Genomic DNA, 24355 nt, shown 5'->3' with positions numbered 1-24355 from the left:
TAAAAATACAATATTGTTGTATCTTAGATAAAAAAACATTGTTTGAAATGAAACTATATCAATTTCCATTAATTAAATCGGTATGTTGGTTTGTTATAGGAATTATATTGTTTCATTTTTTTTCGTTTCATTTTCCTATATTTTTTTGTCTTTGGAGCCTTCTTGTTTTTATCAGTTTTGTTTTTTCTTCTATATCATCTAGAAATTCAATAATACAGTTAGGAGAATCTGCTCTTATTTCGTTAGTTTTTACTATGAGTGGTGTTTTAATTGCAATGCTTCATCAGGATACTTTTAAATCAAATCATTTTACTCATCTTAAAAATTACGATAAAAAAAGTTATATAAAAGCAGAGGTTTATGAGCGTTTAAAAAGTACTCATAATAAAAACCGATACATAATTTCTATACAAACTATAAATCAGAAAAAACACTCAGGAAAAGTAATTTTGAATATAGGGAAAGAGAAACAAAATGACTCTGAATTAGTTATAGGTTCTATCTTATTGATAAAAGGAGTTATACATCCAATTCAGTCAGCAGGCAATTTAGGGCAATTTGATCATGCTTCTTATCTTAAAACAAAAAATATATACGGTCAACTATATATTAAAAATCAAGATTTTAAGAAATTAAAAGAAAATGTAAAATCTATTCGCTATTATACAGCTCGATTTAGAGATAGAATTATAAAAAACTTACGGGATAATGGTTTTCCTGAAAAAGAATTAGCTGTTCTAACTGCTTTAATTATAGGTCAACAACAAGAAGTAGATGACCACTTAATAAAAGTTTACCAATATGCCGGAGTTATACATATACTTTCAATATCAGGTTTGCATGTAGGGATTCTTTATCTCTTATTAGATTTGATCTTTACCTTTTTTCTAAAGGATAGGAAGTATAATTTATTAAAAATGTTTTGTATCTTGTTAGGATTGTGGACATTTGCCTGTATTGCCGGTTTAGTAGCACCTGTCTTACGATCAACAGTTATGTTTAGCATGATAGCAATTGGAGCAAGCTTTAAAAAACAAGTTAATATATATAATACTCTTGCAGCTTCTGTATTACTTATTTTAATTGTACAACCTGCTTTTCTTTTCGATATTGGATTTCAACTTAGTTATTTGGCAGTACTTTCTATTGTAAGCATGCAGCCTATTGTGTTAAGATTATGGAATCCTAAAAATAAGATTGTGTTGTTTTTTTGGAAACTGTTTGTGGTATCTTTTGTGGCACAAATAGGAACTTTGCCATTAAGTTTATATTACTTTCATCAAATACCAGGTTTGTTTTTTATTGCAAATCTTTTAGTAATCCCTTTTTTAGAATACATAATTATGCCTTTAGGGGTCTTGGTTGTGTTATTGGCTTATTTTAATTGCATGTTTGATGGAATTATTTGGAGTATGATTAAAATGATTCAATGGATGAATTTTATAATAAAATGGATTGCTTCTTTTGAAGGATTTGTGTGGAAAGAAATTCCTTTTACTTTGGATTTGATGTTTGTTAGTTATCTTATTATTATATTGTTCTTTATTTGGATACAAAAACCTAGATTTAAGATTATAATGATTTTGTGTGGTTTTTTATTATTGTTTCAAATAATTTTATTATTTAGAAATAGAGAAGCTTATAATGAAGAAAAATTTGTTGTTTTTCATGTACCTAAGCAAAAAATAATTGGGACTACTAAAAAAGGAACAACAATGATATATACTGATAGTCTAATAAATGAAGGGAGTTATTTAGACCGTGTTTTAATAGATTATCAAGTTCATACATTTAGTAAAATAATAAAGACTAACAAGAAACAAAATGTTTTTTGGATTTCAGGTAAAAAAATATTACTTATTGATTCAGATAATTTTATTCTAGATAATGTAATAGTAGATTTTTTGGTATTATCCAATTCTCCTAAAATAAATTTAGAGCGTATAATAGCTAAATATAAACCTCAAATGGTAATTTCGGATGGGTCTAATTTTAAAACATATATAAAACGTTTTGAGAATACATGTTTGAAAAGAAAAATCCCTTTTCATAATACGTTTGAAAAGGGATTTTATGTGATTGAATAAAAAATTATTTTTTCTGTTTTTTATTAGATATGTAATTCGTTATAATTTTATTTGCACTCTCTATCCATACTACTGGACCTCCAGCTACATAACCCGTACTACCTAATTGTTGAAAATTTATTTTACCTTCTTTTTCTTGTGCTTGTACAAACCATACAGTTGGGTATCCTTGAACTTGAAAGAGTTGTTGTAATTGTGTGTTTTGAGCTTTTAATTCAGGTGTTTGTTCTGTTCTTCTTGGGAAGTCTAATTCTACTAAAATGACATTTTCTTTTGCCCATTTTTCAAATTCAGGGGTTTTGAAAACTTCTTTTTGCAAACGAATACACCACCCACACCAATCGCTACCTGTAAAAAAGAAAAATAAGGGTTTGTCTTGTTTTTTTGCTAATGCTACTGCTTTTTTTACATCAGTATGCCATTTTAGATTTTTATCCTCTGTTGGTTTTAGGACAAAACTCATGATGAAAAATGATAAAAAGGTAGCAAATATTATTTTTGTAATTTTCATAGTGTTAATTTTTTAAAATTCGTAATAATTCAGTAGGGTCTTTAGGGCCTTCAATTACTTCTTTTACATTTCCTCGAGTATCTAGTATGTAAATAGTAGGATAGCTAGGAACTTTAAGATATTTAGTCAATTCGTGGGTGCTATTACGTCCTTTTCGCTCGGGATCATAATTTGGATTATCAAAAGAATTTCCCATATAGTTTACTCTTGAATTTCCTTCGGCATTAAATTTAACAGGATAATAAATTCGATTAATATGTTCCACTACATCAGCATCTTGAAAAGTACCTTTATCCATCATTTTACATGGGGCATGCCAATCCGTATAAACATTTAAAAGAATAGGTTTAGGCATTCTTTTTTGTTTTGATAAAGCATCGTCAAGAGATAACCAATTGATATCTTGAGCGTATAAACTAAAATTGCCTATGATGAATAATAATATGAGTAAAGTTCTCTTCATGTTTGTTTTTTAGATTCTCGACCACAAAAATAATGCCGAATACGTAAAATTATTTCACATTTTGCATTAATTTTTTAATTAATGGTGAAATGGCTATTAAAATTAAACCTGCTATTAAAGCATATAAAGCTAATGTATAATATCCATCTGTATAAGATTGTAATTTAGAAACTAATGTGCTTCCTGTATTCGATTGCGAAATTTCAGCACCTAGTTTTCCCGCTGCTAACTGCCCAAAAGCACTAGCTAAAAACCATAATCCCATCATCATACCAAATAATCTTTTAGGGGATAATTTTGTAATGATAGACATGCCTATTGGACCTAAACATAGTTCCCCTATAGTTGTAATAAAATAGGCAAAAGTAAATACATTTAATGAAGTAACACCATTAGAGTTTGCAAAAAACTTCGTTGAATAAAAAAGGTAGAAAGAAGCTGAAAGAAATAGAAAACCAATACCAAATTTGATGAGCGTGTTAGGTTCTAATTTTCTTTTGGCCAGTCCTAACCATAAGAGTCCAATAAGTGGACTCAAAAGAATAACAAAAAAAGTGTTTGAACTGTTATTTACCACATTAGGATCTATCGTAAAACCAAGTAGGTTGTTGTTTAAATTGTCTTTGGCAAATAAAGATAATGATCCACCGCTTTGTTCATAGATTGCATTGAAAAGAAAATAGAAGAAAATAAATGAAAAAGCAGCTATTAATTTTTTTTGTGAACTGGAATCGCCCAGTTTTATTAATTCATATACAAAATATCCAACGGCAATAATTCCAATAGTGTACATAAAATAATCAGTATAGTCTGTATTAATAACCATACTGTATATAAAAGGGATACTAAGTAGTGAACCTAAATATACGGATATTTCGCGTATTTTCCTTTTGTTATTAGGTAATCCTATTAGTGGAGAATCACCAATAGGACCTAAATGTTTTTTTGTGAATAAAAAGGTAATTAAACCAGCTGTCATTACAATGGCTGCTGCTAAAAAACAAAGTGTCCAAGAATGATATTTACCTAAATAAATACAAAGAGCACCTCCTAGAAGACCGCCAATGTTAATTCCAGCATAGAACATACCATATCCAGCATCTCTTCTAGGATCTTTTTCATCATATAATTCTCCAACCATAGAAGAGATGTTGGGTTTAAAAAAACCAGTTCCTATAATAGAAAAAGTAATGCCATAATAAAACATTTGTTGAGGAGAAAAAGCAATGAGTAAATTTCCTAAAATCATTACAATACCTCCAAAGAAAAGAGATTTTTTGAAGCCCAAAATTTTATCTGCAAAAATTCCTCCAATAAAAGTAAAGGCATAAACAAAGGCTTGGATAGCACCATATTGTAAGTTGGCGGCATGATCTTTAAGTAATAGTTGGTCTACCATAAAAAAAGTAAGTACACCTCTCATACCATAAAAACAAAAACGTTCCCACATTTCTACTGTGAATAAATACCATAACTGTTTTGGGTATTTTCCTTCAAAATTCTGAATTTCTTCTATCGTTGTTGACATAATTATAAGATTGTAATTAGTTCATTCCTTTTTCTTTCATAACAGCATTTAATTTTTTTAGGATGGATAGCCCTAATATAGTTGCAAATAATAATAATAACATATTTACAATAAAGAAATTAGCTTTGTTTTCATAATCATACCACATACTAGCTAACACACCTGAAAGTTTGTTGCCAATAGAAATAGATAAGAAGAATCCTCCCATCATTAGGGCTGTAAGTCTTGGTGGAGCTAATTTAGAAACAATGGATAATCCCATAGGAGATAGACAAAGTTCACCGATGGTAATAACACCATAAGTGCCTACTAGCCATAAAGGAGATACTTTTATAGAACCATTACTTCCAGCATATACAGCAGCTGTCATAACAAGGCAAGAAAGAGCTGAAATAAATAATCCTAATACAATTTTAGAAGGAGTGCTTGGTTCTCTGTTTTTACGACGTAGCATAACAAAAAAACCAACTACTACTGGAGTAAGTAAGATAATCCATCCAGGATTTATGGATTGAAATAATTCAGTGTTAATAAGGGAGATTTTTTGATTAGGATTTTCTTCTAATTTAGCTAGCTTTTCTGGAGCTTCGTTTTGAAAATAAACATCTTTTCCTTCCGTTTTAATAGGTTCTCCATTTTCATCTTTTTCAGTTTGAAATTGATGATCGTATTTTTGAACTTCTTTTGTAGCAAAATCTTTTTGATCTACTAGATAAATAGAAGATAAGACTTTTTCAGTAGAACCTGTAACTTGTCTATCAGTATAATAATTTGCCCAACGTGTTAAGGCTGTTCCATTTTGTTTAAAGACAGCCCAAAATAGCATACCTACGGCAAAAATGGCAAGTAAGGCACCTAAAGGGTGCTTGTCTTCAGAGTTAGCTTTTAGATACAAACTAACATAAAAGATAATAACAGGTATACAAGCAAAAATAAAAGCATCTGTAGAATCTGATTTAAAAATATTACCCGGAATCATCCAGCCTATTGCTCCACATATAATAGCTGGTAAGAATACCTTACTTAAGATACTGCCTAATGATATATCACCTTCTTGAACAGGTTTAGTAATGTTAGCATGCTCTAGGTGTTTTCTCCCTAAAGTAAAAATAATCATACCTAAAAACATTCCTATACCAGCTGTTATAAAAGCAGCACTCCATCCATATTGATTACGCATGAAAGCAGCTATGATGTTACATAAAAAGGCACCTATATTTATTCCCATGTAAAAAATATTATATCCAGCATCTTTGTTAGCTATATATTTTTCATCAGTATATAAGTTTCCAACCAAAGTAGAAATACTTGGTTTAAAGAATCCGTTTCCAATAACAATTAATGCCATTGAAATATAAAAAGTAGTTAGGTTGTGAAAACCCAATCCTATGTATCCTAGTCCCATTAAGGTACCTCCTAGATAAACAGATTTAAAATAACCTAAATAACGATCGGCCATATAGCCTCCTAAAAAAGGAGTTAAATAAGTTAAAGCTATAAAACTACCAAATATGTCATCTGCTTGTTTGTCACTAAAAGCTAATCCTCCTGTAGTCGTTGGATCAATCATGTATAAGACAAAGATGCCAATAATCAGATAATAACCAAAACGTTCCCACATTTCAGTAAAAAACAAAAATAATAATCCTTTAGGGTGTTTATTTTTCATGTGAATTAGTATTTAAAAAGCCCGCAACAATTTTGTTACAGGCTTGAAAGATATAAAATATTTTAATAAATTATCTATTTTCTACAGATAAGTCAATCTCGTCTTTATGATCTTCTTGCATCATTTTTTGTAACCAAGAACTTAAAATAAATAAAATACCTGCTGCTACACCTGTCATAATAATAAATAACATGAAGAATTCATACAGGCTTGTAATTTGAAATCCTAAGAATGAAGGATAGACTAATGGTTCTGTTGATCCAGCTTCAGGAGACGGTGGAATTAACGAAGATAAAGTACCAGCAAACTTATTTGCAGCAGCATTTGCCAAAAACCAAGTTCCCATTAATAAAGAAGATAATCTTAAAGGAGCTAATTTAGATACCATAGATAAACCGATTGGAGAAAGACATAATTCACCAATTGAGTGAATGATGTATAAACCAATTAGCCACCACATAGAAACTTTTTCATCCATTCCAAGACCTTTAACAGCTATAGCAATTACACCATAACCTATAGCTACTAATGTTAAACCTAATGCCATTTTTTTTGGTGAAGAAGGTTCTGCATTGCGTTTGTATAAAAATCCCCATACGATTGACATTATTGGAGCTAATAAGATTACAGCTAGAGGATTTACAGATTGAAAATAAGATGCTGGCATCTCCCATCCTAACAAATTTCGGTTAGTTTGTCTATCAGCAAAAAGAGTTAAAGAAGCTCCTGCTTGTTCAAAAGCACCCCAAAAAAAGATTACAAAGAAGGCTAAGATAAAAATCACTAAGATTCTATTTCTCTCTACACTTGTTAAGCTTTTATCTGTTAAAATAATTAAAGGCATTACAATCATTGAACCATAAATAAAATATCCAATGACATCTGTATCTGTATTAAACAATTGCTTGAAGTTAAGCATGAAAAAAACAATACCAATCGATCCTATTATATATAAGATATTTTTTAAATCTAATGGCTTAACAGGTAGACCTATTTCTTTTCCTTCTTCAGAGACTAAATATTTTTTTTGAAATAATGCAAAAAATATTAAACTCATAAACATACCAATACAAGCAGCTAAGAATCCCCATTTGAAATCCATCGAACCACACACTAAAGGAGAAAAGAATGCTCCTAGGTTGATACCCATATAAAAAATGGTAAAAGCACTATCAATACGACGATCATTTGCGGGATATAACTGACCTACCATAGTTGAAATGTTAGGTTTAAAAAAACCGTTACCAATAATAATAGCAGTAAGTCCTAACCACATTAATGCAACGCCTCCATTAGCACCAGTTGTGGCACTTAAAAACATGAAGAACTGACCAATAGACATTAGTAATCCTCCAATCATGATACTTCTTCTGTTTCCTAAAAATTTATCACAAAGATATCCTCCTAAAAGAGGAGTTAGATATACAAGTCCTGTATAACTTCCATAAATTTCAGATGCTTCCGCGTCTTTCATTAATAAGATTTTGGTCATGAATAGAATGAAAATAGCTCTCATTCCGTAGTAACTGAATCGTTCCCACATTTCTGTAAAGAACAAGAAATACAGTCCTTTAGGATGTCCTTGTTTTGCTGTTTCGCTCATTTTATAGTTTTTGGTTAGTAAAATATGTAAATTATAGTTTTTCTTTTATGAAATGGGTCATCTTAGTATACAACTGTAAACGTGTTTTACCTCCATAAATACCATGGTTCTTATCTGGATAAATGGCCCATTCAAACTGCTTATTAGCCTGTACCAAAGCTTCTATCATTTTCATTGTGTTTTGTACGTGTACATTATCATCAGCTGTGCCATGAATTAATAAAAAGTTTCCTTTTAATTTATTTACGTGTGTAATGGGCGAATTATTATCATAGCCCTCTGCGTTTTCCTGAGGTGTTTGCATATAACGCTCTGTATAAATACTATCATAATACCTCCAAGAAGTTACAGGTGCAACTGCTATGGCCGTTTTAAATACATCGGCTCCTTGAAAAATGCAATTAGATGCCATAAATCCTCCAAACGACCAGCCAAATATACCAATTCTAGTTTTATCTACGTAAGAATAATTACCTATTACTTTTGCCGCGTCTATTTGGTCTATTACTTCATATTTTCCTAATTCTTTATAAGTGCATTTTTTAAATTCAGCTCCTTTAAAACCTGTTCCACGTCCGTCTACACAAACTACTATATAGCCATCTTGTGCTAACATTTTGAACCAGTAATCATCATTGTTATTCCATCTGTTGGCTACTTGTTGTGAACCAGGTCCTGAATATTGAAACATAAATACAGGGTATTTTTTTGTAGAGTCAAAATTATTTGGTTTAATCATCCAAGTATTTAACTTATGTCCTTTCTCTGTTATGAGTTCAAAGAATTCTTTTGAAGGTAAGTTGTAATCTGCTAATTTCTCTTCTAGTTTTTCGTTAGAAGAAATCACTTTTATTTCTTTTCCTGTTTTAGAATCGTTTAGGGTGTACTTTGGTGCGTTTTTAGCACTAGAATAGGAGTTTATAAAATATTGAAAGTTAGGACTAAAAGTGGCTGCATTGGTTCCTATTTGAGATGTTAAACGTTTTTTAGAACTACCATCAATTTTTATAGCATATACATCACGATTGATAGAACCATTTTCAACAGACTGATAATAAATCATGCTGTTTTTTTCATCAAATCCATAATAATGAGTTATTTCCCAAGAGCCTTTTGTTATTTGTGTTTTTAACTTACCTGTTTTGTCATAATGATAAATATGATTAAAACCATCTTTTTCGGAAGTCCAAATAAAACTATTATCTTTTAAAAATGTTAAATTATCAGTTACATCTATGTAAGCCTTATCTTTTTCGTTAAGAACAACTTTAGAGGTTCCCGAATTTCCATCTACAAATAATAGGTCTAAATTATTTTGATGGCGATTTAAAATTTGCGCACTTAACGTGTTAGGGTCATTAGTCCATTTTATACGAGCAATATAAAAATCATTATAATTATCTAAATTAATTTTTTTTGTTATTCCTGTTTTTATGTCATAGATATGTAAAGAAGCTATAGCGTTTTTTTCACCTGCTTTGGGGTACTTAAAAACAGATTGTAGTGGATATAGACCTTCATTATATAAATCCATTGAAAATTGGGGGACATTCGTTTCATCAAAACGGATAAAACCTATTTTATCAGAATTTAAATTCCAATCATAAGCTCTTACAAACGAAAATTCTTCTTCGTATACCCAATCAGTTACACCGTTAATAACGCTATTTTTCTTGCCATCGTTTGTAATTTGTACGTGCTTTTTTGACGCTATATCATAAACATATAAATTGTTTTGGTAAACATAGGTTATTTTTGAGCCATCAGGAGAAAAAGTAGGTTCTTGTACTTTATAATCAGCTAGTTTAGTTAATGTTTTGTTTGTAGTGTCATAAATAAAATAATCAGCTAGAAAGGAGTGACGAAAAATTTGTTCACTATTATTTGCAATTAAAACCTTTTTTTCATCTTTGCTAAAAGTATAGGTGTCAATTCCTTCTAATTGAGTAAAATCATTGCTGTTAATTAATGTGGCCACTTTACTCAAAGTAGCAAAGTCATATAAATTAATTTGCGAAGATCTAGTGGTTCGATCAAAATCCAAAACAGTATATTGATTCGTGTTTTTCATGGCTTCTAAAGCAGTCATGCTTTGCGCTCTAAAAGCGCCAGACCAAATCTCTTCTAAAGATATTTGTTTTTGAGCTATCGCTGAAAATGATACCCAAAACAATACTAAAACGGATGTAATTTTGTTTTTCATTTTTTAGTTGATGTAAAAAATTGCCCAATTTTAGTGAAAAAAAACTAAATAATAACGTATTTTTTTATTAAAAGCTAATTTTGATTGTATGAGGAGTATGATTACATGTAGCTTTATTGTGTAAAATGATTACTTTTGTTACCTCAAATAGTTCGCCAGTGATCAACAACAATGATTTCAAATCATGTCTATATGGCAACTCTAAAAAACTTCAATGAAGTTAAGAAATAGATTTTATGGTATTGATGAATTATATGTTTTTTTAAGAGAAATAATATAGAATGAAAAGAATATTAGAAGTCTGAAAATAAAAATTTTAGACTTAAATAGATTATTGTTTTTTGTAATCCTAAATGATATAAAAATAATCTTTGTAAAAGACTTTCTAAAAGGATATTTAGTTAAATACTAACGCAAAGTAATTGTTATAATTACAAAGGTAGAAAAAATAAGAAAAATTTTAAAAAATAAAATGGTTAAAGCAGTTAGCGGATTTTCAAAATTATCAAAAGAAGAAAAAATCAATTGGATAGTTGAAACCCATTTTTCAAATGTAGAAGAAGCAAAAGACATCATTAAACAATATTGGAATAATGATACAATTTTACAAAAATTGCATGATGAATTTATTGAAAATACAATTACCAATTTCTATTTACCATTAGGTGTAGCACCCAATTTTATAATTAATGGGAAGAATTATACTATTCCTTTTGCTGTAGAAGAGAGTAGTGTAGTGGCTGCTGCCAGTAAGTCTGCTAAATTTTGGTCAGATCGTGGTGGATTTAAAACAACTGTTATTAATACTGAAAAAATAGGACAAGTCCATTTTATTTACCAAGGAGATAAACAAAAATTAGAAACTTTTTTTGATGCAATTAAATCGAAATTTTTTCTCGAAACGGAAAGTATTACTAAGAATATGCAAAAACGCGGAGGAGGAATTTTAGATATTATACTTCGTGATAAAACAACGGATTTAGAAAACTATTATCAATTACACGCCACTTTTGAAACAAAAGATTCAATGGGAGCTAACTTTATTAATTCATGTTTAGAGCAATTTGCGAAAACATTAAAAAAGGAAGCACAAGTATTTGAAATATTTTCAGAAGAAGAAAAAAACATCACAATAGTGATGAGTATTTTATCTAATTATGTTCCAAATTGTTTAGTTCGTGCAGAAGTTTCTTGTGAAGTAGAAGAATTAGCTGAAAAACATATTGAAAATCCACAAGAGTTCGCCGAAAAATTTGTACAGGCAGTTCGTATAGCAGAGATAGAACCCTATCGTGCCGTTACACATAATAAAGGCATCATGAATGGAATAGATGCTGTAGTAATTGCTACAGGTAATGATTTTAGAGCAATAGAAGCAGGAGTTCATGCTTATGCTTCAAAAGAAGGCAGATATTCTAGTTTGTCTCATGCTAAAATAGAAAACGGAATCTTTACTTTCTGGATGGAAATTCCTTTAGCATTAGGTACAGTAGGAGGATTAACTACTTTGCATCCTTTAGTCAAAATAGCCCTAGAAATGTTAGAAAAACCATCCGCCCAAGAATTAATGCAAGTGATAGCAGTGGCTGGTTTAGCTCAAAATTTTGCTGCATTGCGTAGCTTAACTACCACAGGCATTCAGCAAGGACACATGAAAATGCACTTGATGAATATTTTAAACCAATTTCAAGCTACTGAAGAGGAACGAAAAAAAGTGGTGAAATACTTTGAGAAAAATACGGTTTCACATAGCGCCGTTGTAGATTATCTAGCTGAAATTAGAAAGTAAAAAACTTTTTTATAAATAACTATGAAACAAACTTTTTATAGCAACGGTAAGCTATTGATTACAGGAGAATATGTAGTTTTAGATGGTGCTCAAGCTTTAGCGTTGCCTACAAAGTTTGGACAAAATTTGATAATTGAAGAGGGATTGTCTAATACTTTTGAGTGGACTAGTTACGATAGTGATGGTAGTATCTGGTTTGAGAGTTCTTTTAGTTTGCAAGAGGTTCTAGCTAAAAAAGAATTTAAAGAGGATAAGATAAAAACAACATTAGTGGAAATACTATACCACGGATACTTGTTAAATAAAGATTTTTTTAAAAAACATTCAGGATACAAAATAAAAACAGAACTAACTTTTCCAAAAACTTGGGGTTTAGGGACTTCTTCAACACTAATAAATAATATTGCTCAATGGTTAGAGATTGATGCTTTTACATTGCTTAAAAATAGTTTTGGAGGTAGTGGATATGATATTGCATGTGCGAAATATTCTTCTCCAATAATTTATCAACTTATTGATGGAAAACCCCATACTATAGAAACTGATTTTTTTCCAGATTTTATAGATCAGATATATTTTGTTTATTTAAATCAAAAACAAAATAGTCGAACTGCAATTAAGAGATATAATGAAAAGAAAGCTGATATAAAAACCATAATTCCAAGGATTAATACACTTACTCAACAAGTTATAAATGCAACTGAAATAGAAAGTTTTTCTAAAGCATTAGAATTACACGAAATCGAAATGAGTACGATTTTGGAGAAGCAAACTGTAAAAGAGACACTTTTTACGGATTTTAATGGTGTGGTTAAAAGTTTAGGAGCTTGGGGAGGGGATTTTGTTATGGTTGTTTCAAAGGAAAACCCTTTATCCTATTTTTTAGATAAAGGGTATACCGTAATTTTATCTTACAAAGATATTATTTTATAATTTTTCTAATTCACGTTCCGCTTTTTTTACTTTTTTGTCTTGGGTAGTAGCTTTTTCACGCATTTTTTCTATTTTTTTATTCCACTTTTCAATGTCTAGAGGAGATAGCTTTCCTTTTTGGTTGAGTTTGTCAAATTTTTTCTGTTCTTTCTCAATATCTTGATTGATCTCTTCTTGTTTGTTACGTGCTTTTGCTAAATCCTTTTTGGCTTCTTCTATTTTTTTGCGTTCTTTTTCAGCTTTTTCAAGCTGTTTTTCCATTCTTTTTTTGTCTTTCTCTAATTGTTCTATCCGGCGTTGTTCTTCTTTAATTCGGTCAGCTTCTGCTTCTTTAAGCGCTTTTTCTGTTTTTAGTGCTTTCTCCTTTTCTTTTGCTATTTTTTTAGCTTCTTTTTGAGCGCGTACTTCACTTAATTTTATTTTAGCAATAGAATCTTCTTTCTTAATGATTAATTGTTTTTCAGATTCAGAAAGTGTATTTTCTTGTGCTTGTATTCCTATAGAAATAAGCATAAATACTCCTGAGTAAATAAATTTTAAATTCATAATATTTTTTTTAAAATTAGCTCATACTTTTCTGTTTGAGGTTACTAAATTTACAAATATTATTTTTAATAAATTATGAAGAGATTATTTTTTATTCATTCTGTATTATTATCATGGTTTGTTTTAAGTTGTAAGAAGAATGAAGAAATAAAGAAACATGATTTTGTATCAGAAGAAATTAATTCTGATTTTTTATTGCCCACATCTAAAACGGGGCAAGTGGTGCGTCATTTGTATTATACGCTTTCTTATAGCGAAAAAGATGAACAAGCGGAATGGGTGGCATATCAACTAAATAGGAACGAAATTGTATATATACATCATAAAAGACCCTATTTTATAGATGATCCAATGGTTGAAAGTGGATCAGCTAGTTGGAAAAACTATATTCGTTCAGGATATGATCGTGGTCATTTATGCCCCGCAGCGGATAGGCGATTTTCTAAAAAAGCTTTTGATGAAACGTTTTATACCTCTAATATAACACCACAAAGAAATGATTTTAATGCAGGAATATGGAATCGTTTAGAACAAAAGATACGATATTGGGCAAAGAAATATAATGGATTATATGTAGTTACAGGAGGAATCTTATCTGGAAAATTAAAACATATAGGGAGAGAAAAAGTTACAGTACCTGAGTATTTTTATAAAATATTATTAAATAAAAAAGAGGGTAAATATAAAGGAATTGCTTTTTTAATACCTCATGAAGATTCAAATCGCCCGCTTTATGAATTTACTGTGTCAATAGATGAAATAGAGCAAATAACTGGAATTGATTTTTTTTCTAAACTTTCTGATGATATAGAAAATACCTTAGAAAGAAATAAAAATTATAAAGAGTGGAGTTTTTGAAGCACTACCACTCGTTTACTTTATTTGCGTCCATTTTTAAAAAGATAAAAAGTAAAATGGTAAAAGACCATAAGCTAGACCCACCATAAGAAAGAAAAGGCAATGGAACTCCAATAGTAGGAAAGATACCTATAACCATGGCAATGTTTACAAAATAATGAGTAAATAAAACAGAGGCAACGCCGTATCCGTAAATTCGACTAAATTTTGTACGTTGATTTTCGGCTAAATATAAAATACGAAGTAATAATCCTGCAAATAATAATACTACCACAGTCGATCCTAGAAAACCCCATTCTTCCCCAACAGTTGTAAAAATATAATCTGTATGTTGTTCGGGTACAAAATTTCCTTTAGTTTGAGTGCCTTCTAACCAGCCTTTTCCTAATAATCCGCCTGATCCAATAGCTATTTCAGATTGATTGGTGTTGTAACCTATTCCTGCTAAATCAACTTCTTTTCCTAAAAGGATATTAAAACGATCTCTATGATGTTGTTGAAATACATTTTCAAAAACATAATTTACAGAAATACTAAAACCTGACATTAGTAGAAAAACAATGGAACTGGCAACTATATTTCTTCTCACTGGTTTTGATTTGTAGAAATGTAGCGTTACACCTATTAACACAATGAGTACCACGTATTGTGGTTTTAATAATAAAGACATGATAAATAAAACAATAGCTCCTATGCCTGTCCATAGGTACCAAGAGGGTAGACCTTCTCTATTAAGGACAAAAATCATGGTAATGAATATAAGTGCACTACCCGCATCTGGTTGTAGCATAATGAGACCTATGGGTATAAAAAGGATAGCAAGTCCTAATACTTGATGATTAAAGTTTTTTAAATTAATCTGACTATCACTTAAAAATTTTGCAAGAGCCAAAGCTGTTGCTGACTTAGCAAATTCGGAGGGTTGTAATGTAAAAGACCCTATGGCATACCAACATCTTTGTCCAGCAATGGTTTTACCAGCTATAAATAACCCAATTAAGGAAAGTAATGAAATCCCATAAAGTACACTCGAAAAGCGTTCGTAAAATTTAGCTTCAATAGAAAGTACAACTATGATTACTAGTACGGTAAAGGAGATGAAAATTAATTGTTTTCCATAATTTTGTTTAATGTCAAAAATATAACTTGAATCAGGTGTTACATCAGCTGAATAGATGTTGGCCCAACCTATTAGTACTAATAGAATATAAATTAATACTGTAATCCAGTCAATATTTTTTCCAATACTTTGATTTCTCATTAATTTGTTTTTGTAACTGAGTTAGTATTTTTTTCTAATGAATCCAGCTTTTGTTTTGCTTTGACTCTATTTAAAGAATCTTTGCGTAACTTAATTCTGTACATGGAGTCTATGTATTTTCTAGTAAATTTATTATATTGATGTTGAAGACTTCTGTTTATAATGTTTTCTTCTCTAAATTTATTAGTAATCTTTCCTTTTAGATATTTTTCAATCATTAATGAGGTAATAGGGCCTGCAATGGTAGCTCCATAGCCTCCGTTTTCAACAAAAACAGCCATGGCTATTTTAGGGTTGTTTTTAGGAGCAAAAGCTACAAATATAGAATGGTCTTCTAATTGGACTTTTTTCCCGTTTATTCTTGCAAAATTTTCTGCGGTACCTGTTTTTCCGCATATTTCAATACCTTCTACGCCTAAAAAATAAGCAGTTCCTGTTTTAAAAACCTCTGCCAATCCCTCAATTACTGGAGGGAAATGTTTTTTGTTTATGGTAGTAGTATGTTTGGTTCTGAATTTAGCGTCAATTGGTCGGCCTTTAATTTTTTTAATAATATGAGGTGTATAATAATAGCCTTTATTGGCAACGGTTGCCATCATGTTTGCTAATTGAATTGGGGTCATAAGTATCTCGCCTTGCCCAATAGAATTAGAAACTATCATGGTTGATTTTAAGCTGCCATTAGGGTAATAACGTTCGTATGTTTTAGAGGTAGGGATATTACCTTTTCTTCCCGTAGGTAAATCATATCCCATAAATTGTCCTAATCCAAAACTCTTTAAATGATCACTCCACGAATCAACTCCTTTAGAGGCATTAGGGAACATACCAAGGGTTCTTAGATAAGTTGTTCCAAAGTAAGCATTACAGGATTTAGCAATACCCATGTGTAATTTTCGAATACCACCTCCACAGTGACACCGCATAAATCGTCGACCATAACTAAATCCATGATGACAGCCTACAGCTGTTTCAGTATTTATTGCGCCAGATTGAAGTCCAACTAGAGCAGTTAGGATTTTAAAAGGAGATCCTGGAGGGTATTCAGCTAATAAACCTCTGTCGTACAAAGGTTTTGCTAAAGAATCATTGTATAATTTAGTGTAGTTTTTTGAACGCTGACGACCTACTAAGATAGCAGGGTCGTAAGTAGGAGCTGTTACTAAGCATAGTATTTCGCCTGTTTTAGGTTCAATAGCAATAATTCCTCCTCTTTTGTTTTTCATTAATAATTCACCATATTCCTGTAGTTTGGAATCAATGGTTAAGGTGATGTCTTTACCTTGAATGGCAATTGTATCGTATTTGCCTTCTTTATAAAGTCCAATTTCGCGATTAAAACGATCGCGTTGGATATGCTTTACTCCTTTTTGACCTCTTAGTATTTCCTCATACATTTCTTCTACTCCTTGTTTGCCCAGTAAGTCACCGCTTTTATAATAAGGGTTTTTGGTAATTGTAGCTTCATTTGCTTGTGTTATAAATCCAAAAATATTAGCTCCATGATGAAATTGATAATCTCGTAAGGAACGTTTTTGAATATAAAAACCATCAAATTTGCGCTCTTTTTCTTGAAAAGCAGCATACTCCATCTTATTTAATTGTCCCATAAAAACAGAAGGTAGTAGAGGAGAATAAACGACCGCTTTTTCTAAACGTTTTAAAAAATCTTTTTTAGTGATATTTAATAGTTTGCAAAATTCAATCGTGTCCAGTTTTTTTACTTCTCTGGGTACGACCATAATGTCATAAGAGGGTTGGTTGGCTACTAGTAAGTTGCCATTACGATCATATATATATCCTCTTTCGGGATAGTCATATTTTATTTTAATAGAGATGTTTTCTGATTTTAGTTTTAGTTCATCATCTATTACTTGTAAATAAAAAAGCCTTGCTATGATTAGAATAGCAGAAACTATAATCATACCAGGTAAAAGAAGCTTTCTCATTTTTTAACGTTTACTAGGCTTAAATAAATAAATAAATATAATGCTTACTATTAATGTAAATAGGGAAGCAAAAAGGGTGCGAATCAGAGCATCTAACATAAATATGAATTTAAAAAATTCAAGTGTAAAAAGAATAATATGATGCGTTATGATTGAAATCAGTATAAAAGTAAATCGTTCGGGTGATAGGCGATCATTTATTCGTATTGTTTGGTATTCATAACTTAATCCAAAAGCAAATTTAAAAAAGCTAGGTCTCAAATAGGCGAGTATTAAACAAGCTGTAGCATGAACACCTCCTGAATTTTCAAAATAATCAATAGAAAGGCCTAATAAAAAACTACTTATTAATAATCCTGCTTGATTTGTATTGACAGGATATAAAAGTATAAAAAGAATATATGGAAAAGGGTTTACAAAACCAAATAGGTTTATTTTGTTGAAAATGATTACCTGAACCGCAACTAGCAGTACAAAACGAACTATATTTGATATAAGAGTATTATTCATCTTTTTTTACTGTTTCAGCTTCCAGTTTATTGATTTCAGTAGCATCTTTATTCTTAATTATATATACGTGGTTTAGGTTCGTCATATCTGTAAATAAACGAACGTCTAAGGTGTAATAATTAGTTTCTGTATCCATATAGATACGGTCAATAATACCTACTGGTATGTTTTCAGGAAAAATAGTTGAACGACCACCTGTTACTATTGTGTCACCTTTTTTAACACTTGCTAATCTAGGTATTTCAATAAGTTGTGCATAACCAGCATTTTTTGCTTTCCAAATTAAAGAACCGAAATGGTTCGTTCTTTTAACTTTGGCGTTTATTTTAGATTTTAAATTCAATACACTAATTACGGTTGAGTAATTGGGAGAAGTTTTTTCAATAACTCCTACTATGCCTTCATTGCTAATTACTCCCATGTCTGGTTTTATTCCTTTTGTTGAACCAGAACTTATGGTTAGATAATTTTCAGTTTTGTTGTATGAATTATTAATAACTCTAGAATTTATTACCTCTAGTTTGTCATATCCTTTAATAGAATCTTTTGGTAGGATTGAAACGCTATCTTTTTTATTGAAAAGGAGTTTTCTTAAATAAGCATTTTCCTTTGCTAATTTGTCATTTTGATTTTGTAGACTAAAGTAGGTTTCTACTTCATTTACTTTTTCGTATACACTTCCTGTAACGGCATTTGCTGAATTTACCATCTGACTTCTATGGTAAGAGTGGGACTGAATGGTAAGTGTTAACGAAATTACCAAAAGCAGCAAAAACAGCAATCGAGTGCTGTTTTTTATAATGAAATTTAGAATTTGCTGCATCGTAAAATAATAGTAAAGGTTGTTATACTATGTTGTGTTTTTAATAAAATAAGATTACGTAATCTTATTTTATTAAAATGCTACGGAATCTATTTAAGTTTTTAAGGGTCATTCCTGTCCCTCTAACGACAGCTCTTAAAGGATCTTCTGCAATAAAAACAGGGAGGTCTGTTTTTTGAGAGATACGTTTGTCTAAACCTCTTAACATTGATCCTCCACCTGCTAAATAAATACCTGTGTTGTATATATCTGCTGCTAATTCAGGAGGAGTTTGGGATAAAGTTTCCATGATGGCATCTTCAATACGTTGAATAGATTTATCTAGGGCTTTGGCTATTTCGCGATATGATACTTCTACTTGTTTAGGTTTACCTGTTAAAAGGTCACGACCTTGAACCGACATATCGTCTGGAGGAGAGTCTAGATTTTCGATTGCTGCTCCTATTTCGATTTTTATTTTTTCGGCTGTTGTTTCTCCTACAAACAAGTTGTGTTGTGTACGCATGTAATAAATGATGTCATTTGTAAACACATCACCAGCAATTTTTACTGATTTGTCACAAACAATTCCTCCTAATGCAATTACGGCAATTTCGGTAGTACCTCCACCTATGTCTACAATCATGTTCCCTTTTGGTTGCATAATGTCTAGACCAATACCTATAGCGGCTGCCATTGGTTCATGAATTAAGTACACTTCTTTGCCGTTTACACGTTCTGCGGATTCTTTTACTGCACGCATCTCTACTTCTGTTATTCCTGATGGAATGCAAATTACCATACGTAAAGCAGGAGTGAATAATTTTTTTTGCAATGCAGGAATACTTCTAATAAGCATTTTGATCATTTGTTCAGAAGCATCAAAATCTGCAATAACTCCATCTTTTAAAGGACGGATTGTTTTTATGTTTTCGTGGGTTTTCCCTTGCATCATATTAGCTTCTTTGCCTACGGCAATAATTTTGCCAGATATACGGTCACGTGCTACTATGGAAGGGCTATCGATAACAACTTTGTCGTTGTGTATAATTAGAGTGTTTGCGGTACCAAGGTCAATTGCAATGTCCTCGGTCATAAAATCAAAAAATCCCATATTTCCTTTTAAGGGTTACTTAGTTTTTATAAAATATACTAAGTTGCAAAAGTATGAAAATATTTTGGTTAATACGAAAATAAAAATTGCGTTAAAATTTTTTTTAACGCAATTTTTATTTTTAATTAGAGAATTGTTTGCTTAACAATCGGGATAGATACTTTGCCGTACTGATTCTGTCGTTTTTAAAAGTTTCTTTTCCTTTTTCCCAGTTAGCAGGACAAACTTCTCCTGTTTCTTGTATGCTTGTATAGCCTTCTATTAATCTCATGAATTCTAATACATTTCTTCCCAGAGACATGTTGTTTAAACTTTGGTGAAATACAATGCCTTTTTCGTTGATTAAATAAGTAGCTCTGTAACTTATATTGTCATTAATGATGATCTCATGGTTATTTTCCATGCTTTTATTTCCATCTAATATACCTAATATATTAGAAAGATTTCTATTTGAATCAGAGATTAAAGGATATGTAATTCCTTTGATTCCTCCTTCAGACGCATCGGTTTGTAGCCAAGCATCATGTGTTTCTACAGTGTCGCATGAAGCTCCAAATAATAGTACATTTCTTTCTTCAAGTTCTTTTGAGATTTCTTGAAAAGCAAATAACTCAGTAGGGCATACGTATGTGAAATCTTTTGGATAGAAAAATAATAATATTTTTTTGTTTTCTTTTTTTGCTAATTCAAAAAGGTTTACTTCTGAAACACCTTTGTTTTTTTGAATTGTTTTTACGGAAATACTAGGGAATTCTTTGTCAATTAATATCATATTGATCTAGTTTTAATGTTTAAAAATGTGAATATTGTTTTTTTTAAATCTTAAATTTGTGATATTTTTTATTAGTATATCTAATATTAATGATGATGTTTATTGTGGGGGTTATTTATTTGTGCTGTTTATTCGTTTTTCTAAATCTATTATTCTTTTGTTTTGTTCTTCAATTTTCTTGCTTTGTTTTTCAATTTTCTTGTTTTGTTCAATAGAATAAAGAGTTAACTCTTCAATTTTTTGAAGAAGTTTTATTTGAAATTCGCCTATATTTACTCCTTCTTGTTGCATTTGATTTGCAGAGGCTATTTCGGGTAGATGTTTTTTTGTTTTAATATGTTTTTCTACTTCTTCTAATTTAGGGAGATTATAATTTTCCTCAAATACAAAGTCCGCTGTAGGAGTAGTTGTTATTTTTATTTCTTTTACTTCAAGTCTACCTTGTAAGGCAGTGTCTCCGTTGTTTCGTATTATTGCGCTTTTACCTATTCTTGTTCCTCCTTCAAAATCGCTCATGTAATTAACCCATAATTCATCGTTATTCCCATGTACCAAAGCTCTTTGATCTAATATTTTACCTTGATCCTGACCGTCACTCATTCCTAATTTTAAATCAGCTCCTCCTATAGATGTGTTTCCATAAACTTCAAATTTATTATTTGATGATTTGCCACCAATTCCTACATTACCATTTTCACCTATTAGTAAAGCATCTATATATTTGTGTGGTATTGTTTCGTTGTGTACTCTAAAGAAATACCCTCCACCATAGTGTTTTTCATTTGAATTGTCAGAAATGATATTGTCATTTGCATTATGACCAATTTTTATATGTGTATGATTGGATGACTGATTGTCAAAAATAATATTTCCATTAACCTCAAGTTTTTGAGAAGGAGTTAGTGTTCCAATTCCGGTATCTCCATTTGTAAGTATGGATATTCTGGGAGTGTAGCCTGTTATTAAATGGAGGTTGTGGTTACTTTCGGTTCCTAAGAAGCCTCCTCCTCCATGCCAGTTATTGTGTGAAAAGATTCCTGTTTTGTATGTAGCATTCGAGTTGGTAGCTAATATTTTAGAATGATCATTGCCTGCTACATCAAGTACTCTAGCCCAGCCTTGATCATTAGAAGGAGTTAGTGTTCCAATTCCAGTATCTCCATTTGTAAGTATGGATATTCTGGGCGTATAGCCTGTTATTAAATGAAGGTTGTGGTTACTTTCGGTTCCTAAGAAGCCTCCTCCTCCATGCCAGTTATTGTGTGAAAAGATTCCTGTTTTGTATGTAGCATTCGAGTTGGTAACTAATATTTTAGAATGATCATTGCCTGCTACATCAAGTACTCTAGCCCAGCCTTGATCATTGGAAGGAGTTGCTGTACCTATTCCTATATTACCATTTTCACTTATTAGTAAAGCATCTATATATTTGTGTGGTATTGTTTCGTTGTGTACTCTAAAGAAATATCCTCCGCCATAGTGTTTTTCATTTGAATTGTCAGAAATGATATTGTCATTTGCATCATGACCAATTTTTATATGTGTATGATTGGATGACTGATTGTCAAAAATAGCATTTCCATTAACCTCAAGTTTTTGAGAAGGAGTTAGCGTTCCAATTCCGGTATTTCCTGAAGTAGGAAAAATGTTTTGAGCGTTTGTGTTATTACAAATAAATAATGTAAAAAGAAGGAGTAATGAATTTCTCATTATAATGATTTGTTTTGTTTAAAAAGTATTATGTTTTTTGTTTGATCTAGATTTTGATAATTAGATTTTTAAAATGTTTAGTATTGTTCTTTAGCTACAATGGTTGGTTTTGTTTGGAATTTTTCCTCTTTTTTAAGGATTTTTTTGTGATTTTTAAGTTATACAAACGAGTATTGTGATATTGATGCTAGTGTATACACGTGTTTAGAAATTGTATTAGACAAATTTCAATGTAAAAATCATTTGAGGTATTTAAGGGCGTTGCAAAAATAAGTTATATAGAGGAAATAACGGTTATTTATGGATATATATATTGTTAGTAAAAAGTTAAAAATGTTATTTTTTTTTAAAACCCTTGTCAATTTAAATTGACAAGGGTAGGATGTTTGTTTTAAAAATTATTTTTAATGTTTAAAATGTCTCGTGCCTGTAAAGACCATGGACATTTTGTTTTCATTGCAGTATGCTATGCTTAATTCATCTTTTATTGATCCGCCTGGTTGGATTACGGATGTAATACCTGCTTTATGGGCAATTTCAACACAGTCAGGAAAAGGAAAGAACGCATCACTTGCCATAACAGCACCTTGTAAATTAAAATTAAATGATTTTGCTTTTTCTATTGCTTGGCATAAGGCATCTACACGTGAAGTTTGTCCTGTGCCTGAGGCATATAATTGTTTGTTTTTAGTTAAAACAATAGTGTTTGATTTGGTGTGTTTACAGATTTTCGAAGCAAATAATAAGTCTTCTATTTCTTTTTCTGTAGGAATAGATGTTGTTACTGTTTTTAAAAATTCTTTAGAATCTGTTATTAAATCTTTTTCTTGAACTAAGGTGCCATTTAAACAGCTTCTTACATTAGTTTTGGGTAAATCAACAGGATTTTGTATTAATATGATTCTGTTTTTCTTTTCTTTTAGTATTTCTATTGCCTCATTGTTGTAAGCAGGGGCTATGATTACTTCGCAGAATAGTTTATTGATTTCGTTTGCAGTTACTACGTCAATTGTGTTGTTGGCTATTAGAACGCCTCCAAAAGCAGAGGTAGGGTCGCCAGCCAAAGCATCTAAATAAGCTTCTTTTATAGTTGTGCGAGTAGCTATGCCGCAAGCATTGTTGTGTTTTAAGATGGCAAATGTAGGAGCGTCATTTTTAAATTCACTTATTAGATTTACTGCTGCATCAATATCTAATAAATTGTTATATGATAATTCTTTGCCATTTAATTTGTTAAACATTTTGTTTAAGTCGCCAAAGAAAAATCCTTTTTGATGAGGGTTTTCCCCATAACGAAGAACTTCTCCTTTGGTGTCACTAATTTTTAAAACAGGTTCTTCGAGATTTTGGTTAAAATAATTAAAAATAACCGAATCATAATGAGAAGAAATATTAAAGGCTTTAATAGCAAATTTTTTGCGTTGTTCTAAAGTGGTTGCTCCGTTTTGATTACTAATAAGTTCTAATAATAAATTGTATTCGCTAATAGAAGGAATGATAACTGTATCTTTGAAGTTTTTAGCAGCTGCTCTTATTAGAGAAATTCCACCAATATCTATTTTTTCAATTATCTCAGCTTCACTAGCTTTTGAAGCAACGGTTTTTTCAAAAGGATAGAGATCTACTATTACTAAGTCAATTTGAGGAATTGCATACTCTTGCATTTGTGCTACATCATTCTCGTTTTCTTGACGGTTTAAGATACCTCCAAAAACTTTAGGATGTAAAGTTTTAACACGACCTCCCAAGATAGAAGGGTACTGAGTTATTTCTTCTACAGGTACAACAGGTATTCCTAAATTTAAGATAAATTCTTCAGTTCCTCCTGTAGAGTAAATTGTAACATTTTGTTCGTGTAATTTTTTTACGATAGGTTCAAGACCCGTCTTGTCGAACACTGAAATCAATGCCGATTGAATTGTTTTAGTAGTATTCATTGTGTTGTTGTGATTAAAGGACAAAAATAGTTTTTTTTGAGAGCTATTCAAAATTAGATTTTAGAATTGTAACAAAAGAGAATAATTTAGTACCAATAAATAAAAACGTT

General features: G+C 30.8%; 19 protein-coding genes. 4 read left to right on the top strand and 15 right to left on the bottom strand.

Annotation, left to right across the window (positions count from 1 at the left end):
- The first annotated feature begins 47 nt into the window (after positions 1-47).
- Positions 48-2087 (top strand): ComEC/Rec2 family competence protein, encoded by a 2040-nt coding sequence (locus AWN65_RS11925; RefSeq protein WP_060383371.1) that lies wholly within the window; start codon positions 48-50, stop codon positions 2085-2087.
- Positions 2088-2091: 4 nt separating this feature from the next.
- Here the strand turns inward: AWN65_RS11925 and AWN65_RS11920 are convergent, their stop codons facing one another.
- The 6 genes from AWN65_RS11920 to AWN65_RS11895 form a co-directional block, all read right to left on the bottom strand.
- Positions 2092-2598, bottom strand: coding sequence for a thioredoxin family protein (locus AWN65_RS11920; RefSeq protein ID WP_060383370.1), 507 nt, complete (start codon positions 2596-2598; stop codon positions 2092-2094).
- 4 nt (positions 2599-2602) lie between these two features.
- Complete coding sequence (locus tag AWN65_RS11915) at positions 2603-3061, bottom strand: thioredoxin family protein (RefSeq protein WP_060383369.1); 459 nt, start codon at positions 3059-3061, stop codon at positions 2603-2605.
- A 49-nt stretch (positions 3062-3110) separates the two neighbouring features.
- Positions 3111-4589, bottom strand: coding sequence for a peptide MFS transporter (locus tag AWN65_RS11910; protein WP_060383368.1), 1479 nt, complete (start codon positions 4587-4589; stop codon positions 3111-3113).
- A gap of 16 nt (positions 4590-4605) precedes the next feature.
- Positions 4606-6258: a peptide MFS transporter gene (locus tag AWN65_RS11905; RefSeq protein WP_060383367.1), complete on the bottom strand. Its 1653-nt coding sequence runs from the start codon at positions 6256-6258 to the stop codon at positions 4606-4608.
- A gap of 70 nt (positions 6259-6328) precedes the next feature.
- The gene (locus AWN65_RS11900) at positions 6329-7861 is read right to left on the bottom strand and encodes a peptide MFS transporter (protein ID WP_060383366.1); all 1533 of its coding nucleotides are present in this window, start codon (positions 7859-7861) and stop codon (positions 6329-6331) included.
- Positions 7862-7892: 31 nt separating this feature from the next.
- The gene (locus AWN65_RS11895) at positions 7893-10064 is read right to left on the bottom strand and encodes a S9 family peptidase (RefSeq protein WP_060383365.1); all 2172 of its coding nucleotides are present in this window, start codon (positions 10062-10064) and stop codon (positions 7893-7895) included.
- Positions 10065-10536: 472 nt separating this feature from the next.
- Here AWN65_RS11895 and AWN65_RS11890 point away from each other — a divergent pair, with 472 nt between their 5' ends.
- Both AWN65_RS11890 and AWN65_RS11885 read left to right on the top strand, forming a co-directional pair.
- Entirely contained in the window at positions 10537-11853 is a 1317-nt protein-coding gene (locus AWN65_RS11890; RefSeq protein ID WP_060383364.1) for a hydroxymethylglutaryl-CoA reductase, degradative, read from the top strand.
- A 21-nt stretch (positions 11854-11874) separates the two neighbouring features.
- Positions 11875-12786 carry a GYDIA family GHMP kinase gene (locus AWN65_RS11885; RefSeq protein WP_060383363.1) on the top strand — a complete coding sequence of 304 codons (912 nt, stop codon included), beginning with the start codon at positions 11875-11877 and terminating at the stop codon, positions 12784-12786.
- Here the strand turns inward: AWN65_RS11885 and AWN65_RS11880 are convergent.
- Positions 12781-13332: a hypothetical protein gene (locus AWN65_RS11880; RefSeq protein WP_060383362.1), complete on the bottom strand. Its 552-nt coding sequence runs from the start codon at positions 13330-13332 to the stop codon at positions 12781-12783. The two genes, AWN65_RS11885 and AWN65_RS11880, sit on opposite strands and share 6 nt — an antisense overlap.
- A 75-nt stretch (positions 13333-13407) precedes the next feature.
- On the opposite strand from AWN65_RS11880, the gene AWN65_RS11875 reads away from it, so the two are divergent.
- Positions 13408-14190 carry a DNA/RNA non-specific endonuclease gene (locus tag AWN65_RS11875; protein ID WP_060383361.1) on the top strand — a complete coding sequence of 261 codons (783 nt, stop codon included), beginning with the start codon at positions 13408-13410 and terminating at the stop codon, positions 14188-14190.
- A gap of 4 nt (positions 14191-14194) precedes the next feature.
- Here AWN65_RS11875 and rodA read toward each other — a convergent pair whose 3' ends face one another.
- The 8 genes from rodA to purH all read right to left on the bottom strand — a co-directional run bounded on the left by rodA (position 14195) and on the right by purH (position 24245).
- Positions 14195-15451: a rod shape-determining protein RodA gene (rodA, locus tag AWN65_RS11870; protein WP_060383360.1), complete on the bottom strand. Its 1257-nt coding sequence runs from the start codon at positions 15449-15451 to the stop codon at positions 14195-14197.
- Positions 15451-17400 (bottom strand): penicillin-binding protein 2, encoded by a 1950-nt coding sequence (mrdA, locus tag AWN65_RS11865; RefSeq protein ID WP_060383359.1) that lies wholly within the window; start codon positions 17398-17400, stop codon positions 15451-15453. The genes rodA and mrdA overlap by 1 nt, the downstream gene beginning before the upstream one ends.
- A gap of 3 nt (positions 17401-17403) precedes the next feature.
- The gene (locus tag AWN65_RS11860) at positions 17404-17910 is read right to left on the bottom strand and encodes a hypothetical protein (protein ID WP_060383358.1); all 507 of its coding nucleotides are present in this window, start codon (positions 17908-17910) and stop codon (positions 17404-17406) included.
- Positions 17903-18733 carry a rod shape-determining protein MreC gene (gene mreC / locus AWN65_RS11855; protein ID WP_060383357.1) on the bottom strand — a complete coding sequence of 277 codons (831 nt, stop codon included), beginning with the start codon at positions 18731-18733 and terminating at the stop codon, positions 17903-17905. Before mreC ends, AWN65_RS11860 begins: the two co-directional genes overlap by 8 nt.
- 64 nt (positions 18734-18797) lie before the next feature.
- Positions 18798-19826 (bottom strand): rod shape-determining protein, encoded by a 1029-nt coding sequence (locus AWN65_RS11850; RefSeq protein WP_014164948.1) that lies wholly within the window; start codon positions 19824-19826, stop codon positions 18798-18800.
- A 121-nt stretch (positions 19827-19947) separates the two neighbouring features.
- Positions 19948-20598 carry a peroxiredoxin gene (locus tag AWN65_RS11845; RefSeq protein WP_060383356.1) on the bottom strand — a complete coding sequence of 217 codons (651 nt, stop codon included), beginning with the start codon at positions 20596-20598 and terminating at the stop codon, positions 19948-19950.
- A 111-nt stretch (positions 20599-20709) separates the two neighbouring features.
- Positions 20710-22308, bottom strand: coding sequence for a coiled-coil domain-containing protein (locus tag AWN65_RS15280; RefSeq protein ID WP_060383355.1), 1599 nt, complete (start codon positions 22306-22308; stop codon positions 20710-20712).
- Between the two features lie 404 nt (positions 22309-22712).
- The gene (purH, locus tag AWN65_RS11835; RefSeq protein WP_060383354.1) at positions 22713-24245 is read right to left on the bottom strand and encodes a bifunctional phosphoribosylaminoimidazolecarboxamide formyltransferase/IMP cyclohydrolase; all 1533 of its coding nucleotides are present in this window, start codon (positions 24243-24245) and stop codon (positions 22713-22715) included.
- Positions 24246-24355: the final 110 nt, after the last annotated feature.

The organism is Flavobacterium covae, assembly GCF_001534645.1.
Lineage (GTDB): Bacteria > Bacteroidota > Bacteroidia > Flavobacteriales > Flavobacteriaceae > Flavobacterium > Flavobacterium covae.
This window is presented reverse-complemented; position numbering and strand designations above follow the sequence as displayed.

Excerpts from the sequence above, each read along its gene's own strand:
- AWN65_RS11925 (WP_060383371.1), top strand. The coding sequence starts at position 48 with ATGAAACTATATCAATTTCCATTAATTAAATCGGTATGTTGGTTTGTT.
- AWN65_RS11920 (WP_060383370.1), bottom strand. The coding sequence starts at position 2,598 with ATGAAAATTACAAAAATAATATTTGCTACCTTTTTATCATTTTTCATC.
- AWN65_RS11915 (WP_060383369.1), bottom strand. The coding sequence starts at position 3,061 with ATGAAGAGAACTTTACTCATATTATTATTCATCATAGGCAATTTTAGT.
- AWN65_RS11910 (WP_060383368.1), bottom strand. The coding sequence starts at position 4,589 with ATGTCAACAACGATAGAAGAAATTCAGAATTTTGAAGGAAAATACCCA.
- AWN65_RS11905 (WP_060383367.1), bottom strand. The coding sequence starts at position 6,258 with ATGAAAAATAAACACCCTAAAGGATTATTATTTTTGTTTTTTACTGAA.
- AWN65_RS11900 (WP_060383366.1), bottom strand. The coding sequence starts at position 7,861 with ATGAGCGAAACAGCAAAACAAGGACATCCTAAAGGACTGTATTTCTTG.
- AWN65_RS11895 (WP_060383365.1), bottom strand. The coding sequence starts at position 10,064 with ATGAAAAACAAAATTACATCCGTTTTAGTATTGTTTTGGGTATCATTT.
- AWN65_RS11890 (WP_060383364.1), top strand. The coding sequence starts at position 10,537 with ATGGTTAAAGCAGTTAGCGGATTTTCAAAATTATCAAAAGAAGAAAAA.
- AWN65_RS11885 (WP_060383363.1), top strand. The coding sequence starts at position 11,875 with ATGAAACAAACTTTTTATAGCAACGGTAAGCTATTGATTACAGGAGAA.
- AWN65_RS11880 (WP_060383362.1), bottom strand. The coding sequence starts at position 13,332 with ATGAATTTAAAATTTATTTACTCAGGAGTATTTATGCTTATTTCTATA.
- AWN65_RS11875 (WP_060383361.1), top strand. The coding sequence starts at position 13,408 with ATGAAGAGATTATTTTTTATTCATTCTGTATTATTATCATGGTTTGTT.
- rodA (WP_060383360.1), bottom strand. The coding sequence starts at position 15,451 with ATGAGAAATCAAAGTATTGGAAAAAATATTGACTGGATTACAGTATTA.
- mrdA (WP_060383359.1), bottom strand. The coding sequence starts at position 17,400 with ATGAGAAAGCTTCTTTTACCTGGTATGATTATAGTTTCTGCTATTCTA.
- AWN65_RS11860 (WP_060383358.1), bottom strand. The coding sequence starts at position 17,910 with ATGAATAATACTCTTATATCAAATATAGTTCGTTTTGTACTGCTAGTT.
- mreC (WP_060383357.1), bottom strand. The coding sequence starts at position 18,733 with ATGCAGCAAATTCTAAATTTCATTATAAAAAACAGCACTCGATTGCTG.
- AWN65_RS11850 (WP_014164948.1), bottom strand. The coding sequence starts at position 19,826 with ATGGGATTTTTTGATTTTATGACCGAGGACATTGCAATTGACCTTGGT.
- AWN65_RS11845 (WP_060383356.1), bottom strand. The coding sequence starts at position 20,598 with ATGATATTAATTGACAAAGAATTCCCTAGTATTTCCGTAAAAACAATT.
- AWN65_RS15280 (WP_060383355.1), bottom strand. The coding sequence starts at position 22,308 with ATGAGAAATTCATTACTCCTTCTTTTTACATTATTTATTTGTAATAAC.
- purH (WP_060383354.1), bottom strand. The coding sequence starts at position 24,245 with ATGAATACTACTAAAACAATTCAATCGGCATTGATTTCAGTGTTCGAC.